Source organism: Facilibium subflavum, from assembly GCF_003574485.1.
Lineage (GTDB): Bacteria > Pseudomonadota > Gammaproteobacteria > Francisellales > Francisellaceae > Facilibium > Facilibium subflavum.
The window spans coordinates 1-18308 of sequence record NZ_QLIT01000114.1; the positions used below are offsets into that span (position 1 = coordinate 1).

Annotated in this window: 22 protein-coding genes; 11 read left to right on the forward strand and 11 right to left on the reverse strand. The window is 38.2% G+C overall.

What is annotated here, in order from left to right; translation table 11 throughout:
- The 5 genes from DNK84_RS07315 to rpoH form a co-directional block, all read left to right on the forward strand.
- A partial coding sequence (locus DNK84_RS07315; RefSeq protein WP_208123234.1) for a hypothetical protein occupies positions 1-236 on the forward strand: 236 nt, incomplete at its 5' end.
- 104 nt (positions 237-340) lie between these two features.
- The gene (yajC, locus tag DNK84_RS07320) at positions 341-712 is read left to right on the forward strand and encodes a preprotein translocase subunit YajC (RefSeq protein ID WP_162902295.1); all 372 of its coding nucleotides are present in this window, start codon (positions 341-343) and stop codon (positions 710-712) included.
- A 24-nt stretch (positions 713-736) separates the two neighbouring features.
- Positions 737-2683: a protein translocase subunit SecD gene (gene secD, locus DNK84_RS07325; protein WP_119343890.1), complete on the forward strand. Its 1947-nt coding sequence runs from the start codon at positions 737-739 to the stop codon at positions 2681-2683.
- Positions 2684-2691: 8 nt separating this feature from the next.
- The gene (gene secF / locus DNK84_RS07330) at positions 2692-3645 is read left to right on the forward strand and encodes a protein translocase subunit SecF (protein ID WP_119343891.1); all 954 of its coding nucleotides are present in this window, start codon (positions 2692-2694) and stop codon (positions 3643-3645) included.
- Between the two features lie 90 nt (positions 3646-3735).
- Positions 3736-4623: an RNA polymerase sigma factor RpoH gene (rpoH, locus tag DNK84_RS07335; protein ID WP_407920612.1), complete on the forward strand. Its 888-nt coding sequence runs from the start codon at positions 3736-3738 to the stop codon at positions 4621-4623.
- Between the two features lie 33 nt (positions 4624-4656).
- On the opposite strand, the gene DNK84_RS07340 is transcribed toward rpoH, so the two are convergent.
- From DNK84_RS07340 to DNK84_RS07355, 4 genes are all read right to left on the reverse strand, one after another.
- On the reverse strand, positions 4657-5484 hold the full coding sequence (locus tag DNK84_RS07340) for an alpha/beta fold hydrolase (protein WP_119343893.1): 828 nt from the start codon (positions 5482-5484) through the stop codon (positions 4657-4659).
- Between the two features lie 315 nt (positions 5485-5799).
- Positions 5800-6090: a helix-turn-helix domain-containing protein gene (locus tag DNK84_RS07345; RefSeq protein WP_119343894.1), complete on the reverse strand. Its 291-nt coding sequence runs from the start codon at positions 6088-6090 to the stop codon at positions 5800-5802.
- Positions 6091-6092: 2 nt separating this feature from the next.
- Positions 6093-6410 carry an addiction module toxin RelE gene (locus DNK84_RS07350; protein WP_235826856.1) on the reverse strand — a complete coding sequence of 106 codons (318 nt, stop codon included), beginning with the start codon at positions 6408-6410 and terminating at the stop codon, positions 6093-6095.
- 259 nt (positions 6411-6669) lie between these two features.
- Positions 6670-6942, reverse strand: coding sequence for a hypothetical protein (locus DNK84_RS07355; protein ID WP_119343895.1), 273 nt, complete (start codon positions 6940-6942; stop codon positions 6670-6672).
- 42 nt (positions 6943-6984) lie between these two features.
- On the opposite strand from DNK84_RS07355, the gene DNK84_RS07360 reads away from it, so the two are divergent.
- Complete coding sequence (locus DNK84_RS07360; protein WP_119343896.1) at positions 6985-7680, forward strand: SDR family NAD(P)-dependent oxidoreductase; 696 nt, start codon at positions 6985-6987, stop codon at positions 7678-7680.
- A gap of 26 nt (positions 7681-7706) precedes the next feature.
- Here DNK84_RS07360 and DNK84_RS07365 read toward each other — a convergent pair whose 3' ends face one another.
- The 4 genes from DNK84_RS07365 to DNK84_RS07380 form a co-directional block, all read right to left on the reverse strand.
- Positions 7707-7949, reverse strand: coding sequence for a hypothetical protein (locus DNK84_RS07365; protein WP_119343897.1), 243 nt, complete (start codon positions 7947-7949; stop codon positions 7707-7709).
- Positions 7949-8449, reverse strand: a complete 501-nt coding sequence (gene msrB / locus DNK84_RS07370; protein WP_235826858.1) for a peptide-methionine (R)-S-oxide reductase MsrB — start codon at positions 8447-8449, stop codon at positions 7949-7951. Before msrB ends, DNK84_RS07365 begins: the two co-directional genes overlap by 1 nt.
- 70 nt (positions 8450-8519) lie before the next feature.
- Positions 8520-10688, reverse strand: a complete 2169-nt coding sequence (locus tag DNK84_RS07375; RefSeq protein ID WP_119343898.1) for a heavy metal translocating P-type ATPase — start codon at positions 10686-10688, stop codon at positions 8520-8522.
- Entirely contained in the window at positions 10689-11018 is a 330-nt protein-coding gene (locus DNK84_RS07380) for an ArsR/SmtB family transcription factor (protein ID WP_235826857.1), read from the reverse strand. It abuts the gene before it with no gap.
- Between the two features lie 141 nt (positions 11019-11159).
- On the opposite strand from DNK84_RS07380, the gene glsA reads away from it, so the two are divergent.
- The 3 genes from glsA (at position 11160) to rimI (ending at position 13606) form a co-directional block, all read left to right on the forward strand.
- On the forward strand, positions 11160-12383 hold the full coding sequence (gene glsA, locus DNK84_RS07385; RefSeq protein ID WP_208123277.1) for a glutaminase A: 1224 nt from the start codon (positions 11160-11162) through the stop codon (positions 12381-12383).
- Positions 12384-12501: 118 nt separating this feature from the next.
- The gene (locus tag DNK84_RS07390) at positions 12502-12822 is read left to right on the forward strand and encodes a DUF4404 family protein (protein ID WP_119343901.1); all 321 of its coding nucleotides are present in this window, start codon (positions 12502-12504) and stop codon (positions 12820-12822) included.
- Positions 12823-13117: 295 nt separating this feature from the next.
- The gene (gene rimI / locus DNK84_RS07395) at positions 13118-13606 is read left to right on the forward strand and encodes a ribosomal protein S18-alanine N-acetyltransferase (RefSeq protein ID WP_119343902.1); all 489 of its coding nucleotides are present in this window, start codon (positions 13118-13120) and stop codon (positions 13604-13606) included.
- Here the strand turns inward: rimI and DNK84_RS14915 are convergent.
- Positions 13578-14705 carry a multifunctional CCA tRNA nucleotidyl transferase/2'3'-cyclic phosphodiesterase/2'nucleotidase/phosphatase gene (locus DNK84_RS14915; RefSeq protein WP_119343903.1) on the reverse strand — a complete coding sequence of 376 codons (1128 nt, stop codon included), beginning with the start codon at positions 14703-14705 and terminating at the stop codon, positions 13578-13580. The two genes, rimI and DNK84_RS14915, sit on opposite strands and share 29 nt — an antisense overlap.
- A gap of 37 nt (positions 14706-14742) precedes the next feature.
- Between DNK84_RS14915 and msbA the strand changes: the two genes are divergently transcribed.
- The gene (gene msbA / locus DNK84_RS07405; RefSeq protein WP_119343904.1) at positions 14743-16566 is read left to right on the forward strand and encodes a lipid A export permease/ATP-binding protein MsbA; all 1824 of its coding nucleotides are present in this window, start codon (positions 14743-14745) and stop codon (positions 16564-16566) included.
- A gap of 11 nt (positions 16567-16577) precedes the next feature.
- A complete protein-coding gene (gene lpxK / locus DNK84_RS07410) occupies positions 16578-17558 on the forward strand; it encodes a tetraacyldisaccharide 4'-kinase (RefSeq protein WP_119343905.1) in 981 nt (326 codons plus the stop codon).
- Here the strand turns inward: lpxK and DNK84_RS07415 are convergent, their stop codons facing one another.
- Together DNK84_RS07415 and DNK84_RS07420 are read right to left on the reverse strand one after the other, a co-directional pair.
- Positions 17559-18029, reverse strand: coding sequence for a hypothetical protein (locus DNK84_RS07415; RefSeq protein WP_119343906.1), 471 nt, complete (start codon positions 18027-18029; stop codon positions 17559-17561). It lies immediately after the preceding gene.
- Between the two features lie 77 nt (positions 18030-18106).
- A partial coding sequence (locus DNK84_RS07420; RefSeq protein ID WP_119343907.1) for a LexA family protein occupies positions 18107-18308 on the reverse strand: 202 nt, incomplete at its 5' end.

Below are 18308 nucleotides of genomic sequence, written 5' to 3' on the forward strand. Positions count from 1 at the left end.
AAACACTCAAAGCCAAGCTAAGAGGGCATTTTGAATACTATGGCGTGAGCGGGAATTTCCCAGCGATCGCAAGTTATTACTCAATTGCCAAGAGGCTGGCAAAGAAATGGTTAAATCGAAGAAGCCAAAAGCGGAAATTAAGTTGGGAGAAGTTCAACAAATATATTGAACGCTATCCACTACCGCAACCACGGATAACACATGATTTTTATACTTTAACAGGTTCAGTGAGTTAAGTTGAAGAGCCGTATGTGGGAAATCTACAAGTACGGTTCTGTGAGGGGCATCATGCTTTCTCACATTATGTTTAAAATTTAAATTATAAATAGGAGAAACAGAGATGTCTACTCGACAAAAGCTTTTATTAGGGTTGCCATTTGTGCTGTTTGCAGGCTCAGCGTTTGCTGAAAGTACACCTGCAGCGAGTACTGGTGGTTCTGCATTAAGCTCAATTTTGATGTTGGTTGCATTTTTTGCTATTTTTTATTTCCTGCTCATTCGTCCACAAATGAAAAGAAATAAAGATCAACGTAAAATGTTATCTGAAATAACAAAGGGCGATGAAGTATTAACAACAGGTGGCATTATCGGCAAAATTATTAAAGTTGGTGAGAATTACACTGAGCTTGAAATTGCTGAGAATGTTATTGTTAAAGTGCAAAAAAATGCTGTTGCAAACGTGCTACCAAAAGGTGCGGTTAAAACAAACTAATCGATAGAAAACGAAGGTTTCGCTATGCATAATCCTAGAAAAAAGATGTCTGTAAATAAATATCCACTTTGGAAATATTTGCTTATTTTAGTTATTACTATTGTGGCTATTGTTTATGCCTTACCTAATTTATTTGGTGAGACACCTTCATTGCAAATCTCACCTAAAGATGGCTCAGTAAATACAGCACTTATTCATCAAATTGAAACTACGCTTCAGGCCGATAAGGTGCCTTATAAATCAATCAGCAAAATATCTGACACGATCGTTCAGGTAAGATTTTCCGATGCCACAGATCAGTTCAAGGCAAGAGATATTTTACAAAAATCGATTGGTCAGGATTATATTGTTGCTTTGAACATGGCTGGAAATACGCCGAACTGGTTGTTAGCCTTAGGTGCAGAGCCGATGAATCTTGGTCTTGATTTGCGTGGTGGGATGTATTTGGTATTAGAGGCTGATTCACAATCAGCGATTAATGCGCGTTTGGATAATACCTTGGTTTCAATTGCAGATGGGTTGAAATCACAAGGTATTACGCCACAATCACAGATCAAAGCATCTCAAAAAACGCTGATAAACAAAAATATATCCGTGCCAGTAACCTACAGCAGTATTGGTTATGTCGCTTTAACTTTTGATACAGCGCAACAGTTAAATGATACGTTGTCTTATCTTAAGACAGATTATATGCAGACGAAGAATAATCAGCTTGTTTACACACGATTAAAAGATAACGCATTATTGATATCCTTTAACGCGCAGTTGATGACAAAGATCAAACAAGAAGCGATACAGCAAGTTGTGACCGTAATGCGCAACCGTATCAATGCATTAGGTGTCGCAGAGGCTTCTGTAGCAGCTTCTGGTGATTCACGAGTGATTATTGAGCTGCCAGGTTTACAGGATGCTACACGTGCCAAGCAGATTCTAGGTGGCACATCAACGGCAAGTTTCTATATCGTCAAACCAGTAGTTGATCGCTTGAAAGTCGAAGAACAGGGTATTAAGGTTTATCCATTAACAAGTAATGGCCGTACGATGTATTATCAGTTAGAAGGTAATGCGGTTGTTGGTGGTAGTGCCATTGTGAATGCAACCCCTGGTGTTGATCCACAAACAGGACAACCAATTGTTGCCGTACAAGTCTCGTCTGACGTTGCTCCACATTTTAGGAAAGTAACTGGGGAAAATGTCCATGGTTTAATGGGGGTCTTGCTAACAAACACAACGTATAAGCAAGAAATAAAAGATGGCAGAAAAATTAACAAAATAGAAAAATCTGAAAAATTAGTTTCTGCAGCAACTATCCAAGTGGCGTTGCCGTCAAACTTCCAAATTACAGGACTTGACCAGCGTGAAGCAAATAATCTTGCATTAATGATCCGTTCAGGTGCGCTTCAAGTGCCTGTGCATATCGCCCAGGAGCAGCAAATTGGCCCAACCCTTGGTAAGCAGAATATTGATCAGGGTATCTTATCGATTGTTATTGCTTTAGTGCTTGTTATTGCCTTTATGGCGATTTACTATCACTTGTTTGGTATGATTGCGAATATTGCTTTGGTATTGAACTTGATTTTAATTGTGGCGGTTATGTCAATTATTCCAGGGGCTACCTTGACTTTACCAGGTATTGCAGGAATTGTATTAAACCTTGGGATGTCAATTGATGGTAATGTGCTTGTGTTTGAGCGGGTTCGTGAAGAGCTTCGAAATGGAATACCAGTGCAAACAGCCATCTCAGCAGGTTATGAGCGAGCATTTGCGACTATTGTCGACTCAAATGTAACCACATTAATCGTTGCGATTATTTTGTTCGCTATTGGCACAGGTGCAGTGAAAGGTTTTGCGGTAACATTGATTATCGGTATTATTACCTCAATGTTTACTGCAGTAACGGTTTCGCGTGCGATGACAAACCTTATTTATGGTTCTCGTCGAAACTTAAAGAAAATATCAATTGGGATGTAGAGGGCAGTATGGAATTTTTTAAATCAAAAACAAATATTGACTTCATGGGAATCCGTAAATTTACAGCATTGATATCCATCCTGCTTATTGGCGTGTCAATTGTATTTTTGTTCGCACGCGGGTTGAATATGGGGCTTGATTTTACCGGTGGCTATCAAATCCAGGTGGATTATAATAAAGCACCCAGCACACTCGTTGTTAACAAAGCGCTGGAAGCCGCAGGCTTCCATAAAGTTCAGGTAACGACTTTTGGCTCGGCAAACAGCTTAATGATTAAGCTGCCGATTCAAAAAGCACAAGATAATCAGGCGGTAATTAATAAAGATGGTCAATCGCCACAGCAATTATTAAAGCAAAAGGTTGAAAAAGCACTGGGTAATGGTGCCTCGGTCAGTAGCCTGAACTATATTGGACCACAAGTTGGTAAAGAGCTTGCGACTAATGGTATTTTAGCGCTTGTTGTCGCAATGATCTGTATTATCGGTTATATTGCATTTCGCTTTGAAATGAAGTTTGCCTTAAGTGCAGGAATTGCATTGATTCATGACCCTATCGTGATTCTTGGTGTGTTTGCCGCTTTTCAGCTGGAATTTAATTTAACGACTCTGGCTGCTGTATTAGCTGTTATCGGTTATTCGCTTAATGACACGGTGGTGATTTATGACAGGGTGCGCGAGAACTTCCGAAAAATGCGTAAAGCATCGGTGATTGAAGTCGTTAATCGTTCAGTTAATGACACGCTTTCAAGAACAATTATGACCTCAGGTTTAACGCTTTTAGTCGTCGTTGTCCTTTATTTCTTTGGTGGACCATCACTGCATGAGTTTTCTTTGGCACTTATTCTTGGGGTGGTTATTGGTACTTACTCTTCAATTTATGTTGCTGGTGTTTTAGCTGTTTTATTTGGTTTAAGGCGTGAATCTTTGCTGCCGCCAGTAAAGCTCCAGGATGATCAGCCATAATAATTGATAACCTGAGTTTCTTGCTGCCAAGTTGTAATCTTGATTGCTTATATATGCTATAATTACTGTATTACTTTTATTGATCAAAAAATGAGCAAAACAATGGGTAAAGACCTCGTCGTCAAGAAGAATACATTGCCAATACCGGCCTTATCAGATACTGATGGCTTGGATAGTTATATCCAGTTTGTTAATAGTGTTCCCATGTTGACAGAAGATGAAGAAAAAGCACTTGCTGAGCGGCTTCGCTATCAACATGATATTGACGCTGCACAGCGCTTGATTATGTCTCATTTGCGTTTTGTTGTTAAAGTTGCGCGTGGTTTTTCTGGCTATGGGTTGCCTATTACAGATTTAATTCAAGAAGGCAATATTGGCTTGATGAAGGCAGTTAGACGTTTTGATCCTGAAATTGGCGTACGCCTTGTTTCTTTTGCCGTGCACTGGGTTAAGGCTGAGATGCACGAGTATATTCTTAAAAATTGGCGAATCGTGAAGATTGCAACGACGAAATCACAGCGAAAACTTTTCTTTAATCTTCGAAGCAATAAATCTCGTTTGGGGTGGTTTAGTGATGCGGAAGTACAATCCGTTGCAAAAGAGCTTGGGGTAAAACCTGAGACAGTGCTTGAAATGGAAAAGCGTATGAACGCTTATGATATGGCATTTGACGCACCTGTGGAAGAGGGTGATGATGAGCATAGTTTCAACCCATCCATGTACCTTGAAGATCATTCCAACAATCCAGAAACGGTTGCTGAGAATGAAGACTTTGAGGAAAAAATACAGCACAAGTTGCAGCATGCGATTGATGGGCTTGATGACCGAAGTCGTGATATCATATTATCGCGTTGGTTTGCGGATGAAAAATTAACATTGCATGATTTAGCAGCAAAATATGAGGTTTCAGCAGAACGGGTTCGACAGTTAGAAGAAACTGCAATGCAAAAGCTAAAATCTGCCGTTGCGCATTTGTGATAGATATAGCTTGCTGATTGTTTTAAAATCAATCTATATTGTTTTTACATTTTCCTGTTTAGTTTTCTCTGAATTTTTAACCCAGTCGATAATGATCTTGGCTAGTAATGCTGGGCACTCAATATTTGGCATATGCCCTGATGGTAAGGTGGTTAATTCAGCATTGAGGATGACCGCTTGCATTTTCTTTGACAATGTTAATGGCGTTAAAATATCATCTTCACCAGCAACGATAAGCGTTCGTTGTGTAATACCGCTTAAGCTATCTAATGCATTATAATTTTTGACAGCATTTAATTGATATTGATAACCTTTGAGCGTTTGTGGGTATTCAGTAGATAAAAGCAATTCACGCCATAGCTTTAGGTTTTCAGCATTACTGATAAACTGATTGCTAAACAGATAAGAAAAACCATATTCAATAATAACAGAAAGGCTGACTTCTTGTGCGAGCATCTTATAAGATAGCTCAAGCCAATAGGAGCCTCTGGTATAAGGTGAGGCTCTAGAGCAGACAATACATACTGATTTTACTTTATCAGGATAGGTTAAGGCTAGCTGCTGGGCAATCATGCCACCCATTGAGTGCCCAATAATATGTGCTGATTGAATGTTTAATTGATTCATTAATGCGCCAGTATCTTCAACCATTTGTGAGATCGTGTAATTACCATCAGGAAGTGCAGATTGTCCTGCACCACGATTATCAAATACCGTTACACGATGGCTTTTTGTTAACTGCGGCATTAAAAGTGCCCAGGCGTTATGATCAGCTGAAAGCCCACTGATTAAAATAATGTCTTCTCCCTGGCCGTGTTGCTCATAGTATAAATTAACCTGATTTGCTGTGATAAATGGCATTGTATTCTTCCTTTATTTTTTAAATACCAACCTGATTTGATATTATAGTTAATATAATGTGGTTGCTCCATGTATTGTGTAAAGAAGTTATCGATAATTAAAACTGCGCTTTTGAATAGTTTTCACTGTTTTAGTTGAGAAATAAAGTGTTTAAGTGTGTTTAATGTCTCTTTTGGTGTCCAAAATAGGCTGTATATGGCAAAGTGGAGCGCTTTGCAAAATAATGTGGCATAAATCAGGCAACTTAATTTTACTCGCTACAGGGCTATGTATTGAAAAATCCTTATAACGTTGGTTGCATCTCCATACCTTTTCTTATTGAGACAACGCAAGCAAAACATGTTCGGGATCTTTGGATATTGCCTTTAGCAAAGCTTTAGCAGGTCCAGTAGGCTCTCTGCGCCCTTGCTCCCAATTTCTTAGAGTTGGTAATTTTACATTAATTAATTTAGAGAATTTTGCCTGAGATAGCCCAGTTTTATTGCGAATCTCTTTTACTTTTATAGCATTAATTGTGAATTCACGCGATGGGGAACGTTCTCCATCTATAATTTCATTCATTTGCTGCATGCTTTCAACCAATCGATTAAAAAGTTTATTTTCCATCACTACCACCTTTCGTTTAACTGTCTTAATACTTTCTTTTGTTCTTGTGTCAAATCATCTTTTTGGCCTTTTTGATAAATTAATAAAAGTCTGATTTGCGAATCAGGCAGTACGTAGTAATATATAACCCTAACACCACCTCGTTTACCTTTACCTTTTGCTGACCACCTAACTTTTCTTAATCCACCAGTTTGTTGTATTACATCACCAATTAAAGGATTTTCCGCCAAATGTGACTGAAATTCGGCATATTCATCGTCACTAAGTAATGCTGTTACATCTTCAGTAAAAATATCCGTTTCAATAAAGATCAATTTCACATACCTAGCATTATCTACTTGTTATTGAGTTTATATTATGTCTATGTGTAAGTCAATGGCGTACTAAATGTTTGTTAGTATAAATCATCGTTTTATGCTAAATAGTTTATCAAAGGTGTTTTAAAGAGTGATGTGTGGGATTAAAATACTATAACAGTAGCTGTTTCTTGGAAGTCTTTAGTGTCGTGAGAAAGAGGGTTTATAGGCAGCATATAACGATTAAAAGGATATGTGATACCAATGATTGAATTGATTATTATTAGTGTTGCTTAAAGTACTCCCCAAAGCATATTGTTGATTCTACCTTTGCCCCAGCTTCAAATATATTTACTGCATTATTGTAGGAAGCACAAGCATAGATTAGGCTTTTTTCTTCATTGGAAAACAGCTCAATATCTTTGTCGATTAATTCATTAGGGCTAAAATAAGTGCTACAAATGTTATGAAAAATACTTTTCAAACCAAATGAAGCAGATATTTTTAACATGATATACCTATTACGTCGCTCGACATCTGCTATTTTCATATTCATAATATTTCTTTTTAGGCATTTCCAAAAACTTACAGGAGCATTATGAATAAGGTTGTGGTGACCGGGTGTGCTTCGGGCATTGGCAGAAACATCGTCCATCGTTTGACTCATTGCAAATATTCCGTGATCGGTCTTGACATGAATCATACAGAAATACCAGATATGGATGGGTTTTACAAGGTTGATTGTTCAAATGAACAAGAAGTTATAAACACATTTAAAGAAATAGGCACTATTGATATTGCGATAAACTGTGCAGGCATTGCGGGTGTTCGGGAGGACATAATGCATTTGGGCAAGGATGATTTGTCATGCATCATCGAAAAAAATTTTCTAAGTATGTTTTTGTGCAATAAAGAAGAAATTAAAATCATGAGATTAAGGCGCGCGGGGAAAATAATCAATATCGCAAGTATCCTGGCACATATTGGTGTGAAAAATGCATTGCCCTATGCAGCATCAAAAGCAGCTATTGTTGCCTTGACTAAGACTGCTGCTGCAGAAAATAAGGATTATGGCATACATATAAATTCTATATCGCCAGCGACTATTAATACCCCTTTGATTGAAGCGCTTAACAAAAGGAAAGCGAAAAATTATGCTGATATCTATCCTATTGGTCATGAAGGAAGCGTTGATGATGTGTTTAGCGTTGTTCAAATGCTTATTGAAAATAATTTTATGACAGGAAATGACATTGTCTTAGATGGAGGATTGACGAGCGTTTTTGATATATAGAGTTGTTGTTGTAAACGAAAACGCCTTCATTTATCCACCTTAAGCCACTTTTTAAGTCTGTTTTCTGCTTTTAGTACGTGTTTCTCCAGCTTGGGAAATTTATGCAATAGCTTATGAAGCCATCTTTGTACAAATGGAATGCTCCAGGATAAAATAATAATACCAAGGAAGAAGAAAACAAATCCAGGAATAATGGGCAAAAGTGCGCCAAGAAAAGCAATAAAAAAACATATTAATGCAAGGCCGATAAAGATAAGGTGTTTGAACATTACGGTGCCTGGTCGTTATTATTTTCTTGAAACAACGAGAGATATTGGCCGTAACCTCTTTCTGCCAACTGGTCTTTTGGAATAAATTCAAAGGCTGCTGAATTCATACAATAACGAAGCCCAGTTGGTTTTGGACCATCTTCAAAAACATGCCCTAGATGTGAGTCTGCAATCTTTGAGCGCACTTCAGTGCGTGTGATAAATAAAAACTTTCGCTCAGTTTTCGTTGTGATATAAGCATTATCGATGGGTTTTGTAAAACTTGGCCAGCCGGTTTTTGAGTCAAACTTATCTAAAGAGCTAAAAAGTGGCTCGCCTGAGACGATATCAACATAGATCCCGGGGGCTTTGTTATCCCAATAAGCATTGTTAAATGCTTTCTCGGTCGCCTCCTTTTGGGTGACTTCATACTGCTGTGTTGTCAGCTGTTTTAGCCGTTGTGCTTTGTATTGTTCATCAAAATTGTGATAGGCAGGAGCGGCGGGCATTATATTCACCATGCATGCAAACATAATGCCTATTATGCCAAGTTTTCTGGTAATAAAGAAAGCCATTTACACCGCCTTAGATTTATTTTTTTAATAAACGTAAGCTATTAAAAACAACCAATAATGAGGCACCCATGTCTGCACCGATTGCCATCCATATACTCGCTAATTCTAGCAGGGCAAGGACAATAAAGACAGCCTTAAGGGCTAAAGCAAAGCTTATATTTTGCTGGATAATAGCTTTAACACGTTTGGCATGCTTAATAAGCCAAGGCAGTTTTGATAAATCGTCCGACATCAATGCAATATCAGCTGTTTCAATTGCAACATCACTGCCGGCTTTTCCCATTGCAAAGCTTAGATCAGCCGTCGCTAATGCCGGTGCATCATTAATACCATCACCAACCATCGCAACTTTATCGTATTGTGATTTTAAGGATTTAAGTTTTTGAACCTTATCATCTGGTAAAAGCTCGGCATAGACGTTTTTAATGCCAGCCTTGTCTGCAATAAATAGTGCAGCACCTTTGTTATCACCAGTTAATAAGACGGTATTAATATCCTGTTGATAAAGCTTTTGCATAACTTGTGGAATATCCTCACGCAGCTCATCGGCCACTGCAAATAAGCCTAATATGTGATCTGAATTACCAAGAATAAGCAGACTATGGCCTGTTTTTTCCAGCGCAAGTATCTCATCATGAAATGGCTTTAATTCCTTATCAACCTGCGCTTTTTCATGAAAATATTGATGGCTGCCGATCCAAAATAATTTTTGATCGATTGTCCCTTGAATTGCTTTGCCTTTTACCGCAAGGATGTTTTCAGCATGATATTTGGTTGAGAGTTTTCTTTCATCCATCATCTGGAAGATGGCATTGGCCAATGGGTGGTTGTTGCCTTTTTCAAGTGCGCTTGCCAGTTGAACCAATGCATCATCTGAGTATTCATGAGATATATTAATCAGTTTCTGCACTTTAGGCTTACCTTTGGTAATCGTTCCTGTTTTATCAAAGGCAATGGCTTTCACTTTTGCCGCAAGCTCAAGAAAGTTCCCACCTTTAACGAGAATGCCATTGCTCGCTGCAGCAGAAAGTCCAGATACGATGCTGACAGGCGTTGATATAACTAAGGCGCACGGGCAGGCGATAACAAGGATTACTAAGGCTTCATAAATCCAGGTGTACCAGCTGCCGTTTAAAAGCAGTGGTGGGATTAACATTACAAGCAAGGCAAACAGCATCATTAAAGGCGTGTAGTATTTCGCAAAGCTTTCTACCCACATCTCTGATTTTGCCTTTTTTGACTGCGCCATCTCAACCTGGCGAATAATATTGGCTAAAGTTGAATCGGTTGCTGTTTTTGTGACTTTGACATACAAAAGACCATCTTCATTTAAACTACCAGCAAAGACTTTATCATTAATGTCCTTGGCTACCGGCAAAGATTCCCCTGTGATTGGTGCTTGGTTGATAAAGCTTTTTCCTTGTGTTACAACACCATCTAATGGTACGCGTTCCCCGGGTTTGATGATTATTGTGTTACCAACATTAACTTCCTCGACAGGCTTTACATCAATATCCTTGTGATGGGCGCAATAAACATTGGCAGTATCAGGTGCGATTTCTAACAGTGCTTGAATAGCTTTTCTTGCACGGCCAACACTCCAGGACTCCAATAAGGTTGCGATGGAAAACAAAAATACGATCATAGCAGCTTCTAACCACTGACCTAATGCAATTGCACCAATTACTGCAATCGTCATTAAAAGGTTGATATCAGGTCGGATGCGTTTTAATGCAAGCACAGCTTTAGGGTAAATGTACCACCCACCAACAATCAGTGCAATAATATAAAATATTACCGAGGCCAACGGTTGGGCGTGTGCGACACTTTCATCGCCAACTAGTGCTTCTAAAGCGCCGTGACTTTGTGCGTGTATAATATAACCAATTAGTAGTGTTAAGCCGCTTAATATCGTTAAAATCAGGCGCTGATGCTTCTGCCAGAAGCTTTCAGTCTGATCTTTTTTATTTTCATATTCAGACCAAATAATAAAACGATAGCTGGTAGATTTGAGTAATTTCTCAATTTTATCCTGTGAAAACTGTTCGGCATTATGAATGGTGAATTTGCCTTTTAAAAGGTTAAATTGCAGTAGTGTTTCATCTTTAATGTAAGGTAGCAGGGCAGACTTAACAACCGCGACTTCATCAGCGCAATCCATTCCATAAATTTTATATTCTAACATTTAGGCTTCCTCGTGTGATTCTAAGTGTTCATTGTCAGACCAGTGTTGATACATATCGCTTAAGATGCAGCGGATATGTGTATCAAACAGAGCATAAAAAACCTGTTTACCTTGCCTTTTAGTTTGTAAGAGTTTTGCTTGTCGTAATAGTTTTAAATGATGGCTTACAAGCGGTTGAGAAATATTAATTTTCTCAACAAGTTCACTCACAGACATCGGTTTTTCCAGGCACAAAAACAGGATTCTTAAGCGGTTTTTTTCGCCCATTAAGTGACAGACACTAGCAATGGTATCAAGGGTTAATTCATGTGATTGCATTTTTCTATTCATATCAAGTTTAGTTTATATAAACAATATTTTATATGATTAAATGTAAAAATCAATGGGTTTTAAAAGGCTGTGCCTATAAAATCTATAGTGAAGGGTATATAATCCTGCATCATGACAATATTAAAATATTCTGGATATGCTATGAGTCTTAATGCGCAGCTTGAAAGTAGTTATGCTGTTTTAATGCAACAAACCGACAAATTAACAGGTGCTTTCATCCAACAAAAAATATATAAAGCAGGGTTTGACCAGCGCAGTGACAAGACAATAAATCTCTTGGAAAAGCTGGATTTGCATATAAAAAGCGACATTACCTATGACGTTTTTTGTGAGCTTTTGAAAGATGAAGATATTGCTTTTTACCAGCGTTTGTTTGAAGAAAGGCTTGTTGTGCCAGATTTTGCAGGGTTTTGTGAAAGTATTCAAGAAATCTATTCGCAGCTGCAACTCGATCAAAAAGGCAAGCTACCAACGTATATCCCTGAGCTTAAAAAGGTAGATCCGGATCAGTTTGCAATTGCTGCATGTACGGTAGATGGGCAGCAGTTCCATATCGGTGACTATAAAAGCCGTTTTTGTATGCAATCAATGATAAAGCCTGTGTTATATGCTTTAGCTTTGGAAGAAAATGGAATTCATTATGTGCATAAGCATGTTGGCCGTGAGCCAAGCGGGCGCAATTTTAATGAGCTGACATTAAATGACGAGGGGCTTCCACATAATCCAATGATCAACGCAGGTGCAATTATGTCTTGTGCCATGATTAAAAAGCGATTGTCACCTGCTGGCAGATTCAAACATATCACAAATGCATTATCAGATTTAAGCAACAGTCATAAAATTACCTTTAATAACGCTGTGTACAACTCAGAGAAAGAAACAGCAGATCGCAATTATGCACTTGGTTATTTTATGCGTGAGCATAAGGCTTTTCCTAAAGATGCTGATTTACACCGTACATTAAATTTATATTTTCAAGCCTGTTCAATTGAAGTTAATAGTGAAATATTAGCCATTATTGCTGCAAGTTTTGCTAATGCGGGAACAAATCCGATTACACAAAAGGAAGTCTTTAAGCCAGAGACGATTAAAAACTGTTTATCCTTGATGTATTCATGCGGGATGTATGATTATTCCGGTGAGTGGGCATTTTCAATTGGATTGCCTGCTAAAAGTGGTGTTTCAGGTGGAATTTACGTTGTGATTCCAGATGTCATGGGGATTTGTATTTACTCACCACGCTTAGATAAGCTTGGTAACTCAGCACGTGGGATTGAAGTGTGTAAACGTTTAGTCGAAAGATACAATGTACACAATTATGACAGTATTTTGCGCTGCCCCAATAAAATTAGCTTAACGGGATAGGGTTGCATTTGTACATTTATCATAATGATGCTGATAAATTGCAAAATAGGCATCGCAATTTTTCTCTAAAATCCCTAAAATTAAACAATATAGAACATGATAATAGAGAGTAAGTGATATGCCAAAAGATACGATTGCTGATATTAAAAAACTACTACAATCAACAGATAAACTAAGTTATGCGCAGACAGAAGAGTTGTCAGCACTTTTAAATCAATTACAACTTGAGCTTGAGAAATTCCCGCCAGAGAAGAAGCAACAAGCAATTGACATTGCCAGTTTAACTCGACAGAAGATTTACGCAAGTAGGGCACAAGACAGTCAGGGTCATGACCTTAATGATTTAGAAGAGGCAATTGTTGAATATGAAGCAACGCATCCGCGTTTAGTGCATACAATTCGCTCAATTTGTAACTTGCTTGCCAGTATTGGCATTTAACCACAATTTATCACCATCAATTTCAACTATTGTATATAAACCTTTCGTATCGCGCTTGAAATATTCCTTAAAACAAAATTTAGTAAAATAAACATAGCACCTGGAGATGTTATTCTTTATGATGGTAAGTTACCTTATGAATTAGCAGCAAGCATAAGGCTGGTGTATTTACTATCATACTGCTTGTAAATCTTTGCAAGGTTTAATTGCAAAATAGACAAGAGCATAAAATGTATTTTAGGTAGTATAGATGGTAAGTGAAGAAGTGAGATTTTAAAATAACAGGTGTTAATGAATGTCGATGCAGTGTCAGATTTTACCGCTTAGTGAGCCTGATCTTCTGCAAATTATGGAGATTGAGCGTGAGGTTTTTGAATACCCATGGTCTGCTTCATTGATGAAAGATAGTATTTTGTCTGCTCATACGGAAAGCTGGGGCGCTTTTGATGACAATAAAACGCTGATTGCGTTTGTTATTATTTCTGAGGTGCTAGATGAAGCGGAAATTCTAAATTTTGGGGTGGCAAAAAAGTTTCAACATCAAGGTTTTGGGCAGAAGCTTTTAGCTTATATCATGAACCACTTATCTTATAAGGGTATTGAAAAGCTGTTTCTTGAGGTGCGTGTAACAAACACGCCAGCGATTCGCATCTATCAAAAATATGGTTTTGAAGAGGTATCATTGCGTAAAAATTATTATCGTGTTGGTGATAAGTTTGAAGATGCTTTGGTTTTACAGGCAAGGTTGCAGTCGGTTAAGACACCGAAAGATGATTTTGAATGATTTCAAGGCGTTTTTTCTCGATAGATGATGCAATTTGAGACTGGCTTGTTGCTTTGTTAATTAAAGCGCTATAGTCGTAGTTTGATAAATCATTCAGCATTTTTACAAGCAAATCGGTTTGATGTGTATTTTGCTGTGGGCTGCTTTGACCTATGAAGGCACAGCAAGTGATGATCCGGTCAATGTGCTGGCGATGACGTAAGGCATTGGTTTTTTTTAACAAGGCTAAAATGCTTTTGGCGTTGTTATCCTTAAGGTGATTTATTTTCTGATGATATTGGTGTACATCCAGAATAAGCCGTTTTAGGGCACTAGGCAAAGCGAGATTTTTTGCAATGTTCTGGATGTTTTCGGCATGATCAAGTTGATAAGCAATCAAACTAAACAGAATATAGTTGTCCTGGTTGCCTTTTGTTTTAGCAAAGTTTAACGGTTTGAAAACCTGGTTACCTGCTTTCATTAATTGCTCAAACTCGCATAGGATGTGTTTGAACACGCCTAGTTGGTGAAGTGTTATAAAAAAAACATCAGGGTCTTGTGTTTGTAGTGCCTTTTGAATCTCCAGATAAATACGTTCAGCCGAGAGATGTTCTAGTTCACCTGCTTTGATGATTTTCTCCATAAGACGGATAGTATCTTTGGCAATTTCAAAGCCTAAATAATGAAACTTTGCTTTAAAACGCGCAACACGCAACACGCGTAAGGGGTCTTCTGCAAATGCATCACTGACATGTCGCAGTTTTTTTCTTTTAATATCTTCCTTACCCTGAAATGGGTCATAAAGCTTTTGATCTTCATCTAAGGCCATGGCATTAATCGTGAGATCTCGACGCTTTAAATCTTGATAAAGTGTGATATCCGGGTTTGTGTCGAATTTAAAGCCCTGATAGCCTTTTGCAGTTTTTTTTTCCACACGTGCTAAGGCATATTCTTCGCGTGTTTTGGGGTGAAGGAATACAGGGAAATCTTTTCCAACTTTTTTAAATCCACGTGCGTACATTTGCTTTTCGGTGGCGCCAACGACTACCCAGTCTTTATCTTTTACAGGTAAGCCAAGAAGTTGATCACGAACAGCACCGCCAACTAAATAAACTTGCATATGAGTGTTTTGTTATTGAATCGTCAGGTATTACTTTATGTTAACAGTAAATTTCGGTAAACTCTGCTTAATTTATGAAAAACATGTATTTTCTATGGAATTAACAAATAATGCGCAGATAAAAACCTACCGGTTGTATAAACGACTATTGTGGGAAGTGCGCGCACTTTGGCCGCTTTTGGTTATTTCTGTCATTGGAAGCGTTATTTACTCAGCCTGTGATGCTTATGCGATGTATCTGATTAAACCACTTTTAAATAAAGGGTTTACACCAATAGGTGGTACCTTTTTAAAAGGCATTGCGCTATTGTTTTTATTGCTGTTCACTTTGCGTGGTATTGGTTCATTTTTATCATCATTCTTTATGGGAAGGCTTGGCGCGACAGTGGTTTATCGTTTTCGTCAAAAGCTTTTTGACCGGTTTTTAGATTTGCCTGCTGCTTATTATGATAAGAGCTCATCGGGGAAGCTTTTATCTAAGCTTCTTTATAATGTTGATCAGGTCACAAGTGCTACAGGCTCTGCTATCATTACCGTTGCGCAAGATGGCAGTTTTGTTATTGGTTTACTGATTGTGATGATTGTAACAAGCTGGCAGTTATCCATCACCGTTGTGATTGTTGCGCCATTTTTAGCGATTTTTATTAGCTGGATCAGCAAACGTTTCCGTCATTACAGCCGTAATACACAATCAGCGATGGGATTTGTGACACACTTGGCAGAAGAGTCATTGGTAAATTATAAGGAGATTCGTATTTTCGGTGGTCAGGCTTATCAAAAAGAAAAATTTGATAAGAATTTAGGTTATACCTATCGTCAGCAGATTAAAACCTTGATGCTTGACGGACTATCATCGCCAATTATCCAGTTTATTGGTGCAATTGTGATCGCGATAATTTTGTTTATTGTTGCAGATTTTGGGTTAAAAAAAGGTGGTTGGCTTAATGCCGGAAGTTTTGTTGCATTTTTTGCTGCAATGATGGCAATTCTAAAGCCGATTAAAAACCTGACCAATGTAAATTCAACTATTCAAAAAGCAATTGCTGCAACTGAAGATATTTTTGACATTTTGGATCAAAAATCGGAAGTTGACGAAGGAGAAAATGTCTTGACCCAGGTGAAGGGTGATGTGTGCTTTGAAAAGGTGAGTTTTTGTTATCCAGGGACGCAGCAATATGCATTGGCTAATATTAACCTTGATGTGAAAAGTGGCCAGATGATTGCATTAGTAGGCCGTTCAGGTGGTGGGAAATCAACACTTGTTAATCTGTTGGCGCGCTTTTATCAACCAAGCTCAGGGTGTGTTAGAGTTGATGGTGTTGATATTGCTAAACTGACACTTGCAAACCTTCGTTCGCATATCTCTTTAGTATCACAGCATGTTAACTTGTTTGATGATACAATCTATCATAATATCGCCTATGGCAAAATGGGTGAAGTAAGTGAAAAAGAAGTTGTTCAAGCGGCAAAAGATGCTAATGCCTGGGATTTCATTGAAAAACTACCACAAGGATTGCAAACGAATGTTGGGCAAAATGGCTTGAGTTTATCCGGTGGTCAACGCCAGCGTATTGCTATCGCACGTGCGCTTTTGAAAAATGCACCAATTTTAATTCTGGATGAGGCAACATCAGCGCTTGATAATGAATCAGAGCGCGCAGTTCAGCAGGCTTTAACAAGGTTAATGCGTAATCGTACGACATTTGTTGTAGCGCATCGATTAAGCACTGTAGAGCATGCAGATAAAATTGTTGTGATGGATGGCGGTCACATCGTAGAAACTGGTACGCACCAAGCGCTTTTGTCCAAAGAAGACGGGCTTTACGCTAAGCTTTACCAGCAATCTTTACAAAATAGCTAGAGGGCGTGTAGATGCTATCTTGTTGGTATCAATCAAAAAAGTCTTTTTTGAGTGTGATACTTTGGCCTGCTTCTGTAGTCTTTCAGTTTTTGGCAAAGTTGCGTTGCTGGTATCAAAAAAAATATGCCTATAGAAGTAAGCTGCCGGTTATCGTTGTAGGTAATATCAGTGTTGGCGGTACAGGCAAGACACCTGTTGTTGAAGCTGTTTGCTCGTATTTGCAAAAAAAAGGCTATCACCCTGCAATTATTTCAAGAGGTTATGGTGGTAAGTCAGATCATTACCCATTGGAAGTAAATAACACAATATTGATTAATGAATGTGGTGATGAGCCTTATATGCTAAAAAATCGCCTACCATCTATTCCCATCGTAATTGATCCAAATAGGACAAATGCGATTAAGTATATTGAAAAAGAATTGCCATATATCGATGCGATTATCAGCGATGATGGGCTGCAACATTATCGGATTGCCAGGGACTTTGAGATTGCAGTAATCGATGGCAAGCGAGGCTTAGGCAATGGGCTTTGTTTGCCCGCAGGGCCTTTAAGAGAGCCGCCTCAAAGGTTAAATACCGTAAATGCGATTATTGTTAATGGGGATGCTATGGTAGTAAATCAGTATAAAGGTTTTACTATGCAGCTAACTGCAACAAATTTCGTAAACCTGAAAAGTGCTGCAATCGTTGATTTATCTTATTTTAGCAGTAATAAAGTTCATGCCGTGGCGGGTATTGGTAACCCTGAGCGTTTTTTCAATACTTTAAGCGCTTTTGTATCTGGTATTAATAAACATTCTTTTGCTGACCATTATGCCTATATGCCTAAAGATTTTGCTTTTGACGATGGTGTAACGCCAGTCATTATGACGCAAAAAGATGCAGTTAAGTGTAATGCATTTGCAAAAGACAATTGGTGGTATTTAAATGTTGAGCCTGATATAGATGCGAAGTTCTTTCACCTGCTTGAGCGTGCGGTTTTTCTTTCCTGATTAAAGATTTTCTCTTAAATTTTTAAAGCCAATATCAATATTATTTTTGATGCTTTTGTTAAGCGTTGGTAAAGCTAGATCATCAGGGTTGAAGTTATAGATGTGTGTATCCCATTGTTTTTTTACAGCGTCATAGTCAAGTATGAGATCCATACTGCATGGCACACTAGTGCTGTCTTCTAAGTGGTAGATAGCGTTTATCTGAGGGTATGCGCTGTATTCATCGTGTAAGTTAGTCGAAATAATACAACGTGAAGCGTTAATTCCAAAAGGATTGTTTGGGACTGTAACAGAATGAAAATCAATTCTGGCAATGTCCTTTTTATGCAAGGCAGATAATAGCTTGTGGTAGTGCTTATTGATGTAGCGTCCAATGATTTTTTTATACTGGTAAACCTGATGTGTTTGAGCAGGGTTACTACAGCTACTTATCAAAGGAATCAGTAAAAAAAATAATGCTATCCGCTGCAAGATTACTCCTTGTTTACTTCTTTAATGAAGCAAGCAACTAGTACCTTTTCCATTTAATTTTGACAAGTTGAAATCTGTTAATCAAGGTCTGGGATACAACACTTAGGTACAGCGAGCGAAATAGTTCGAGGAGTTCTTGGGATTTTATTAATTAAGCCTTTGTGTTCCAAGGCAATAATCATGTGCTGCACACTGGCTGGATCAGCATGGAAATATGCTTGAAAATCAGCATTTGCAGGTGGTCTGCCATTTATTTTGGTGTAATAGTGGATAAATGCA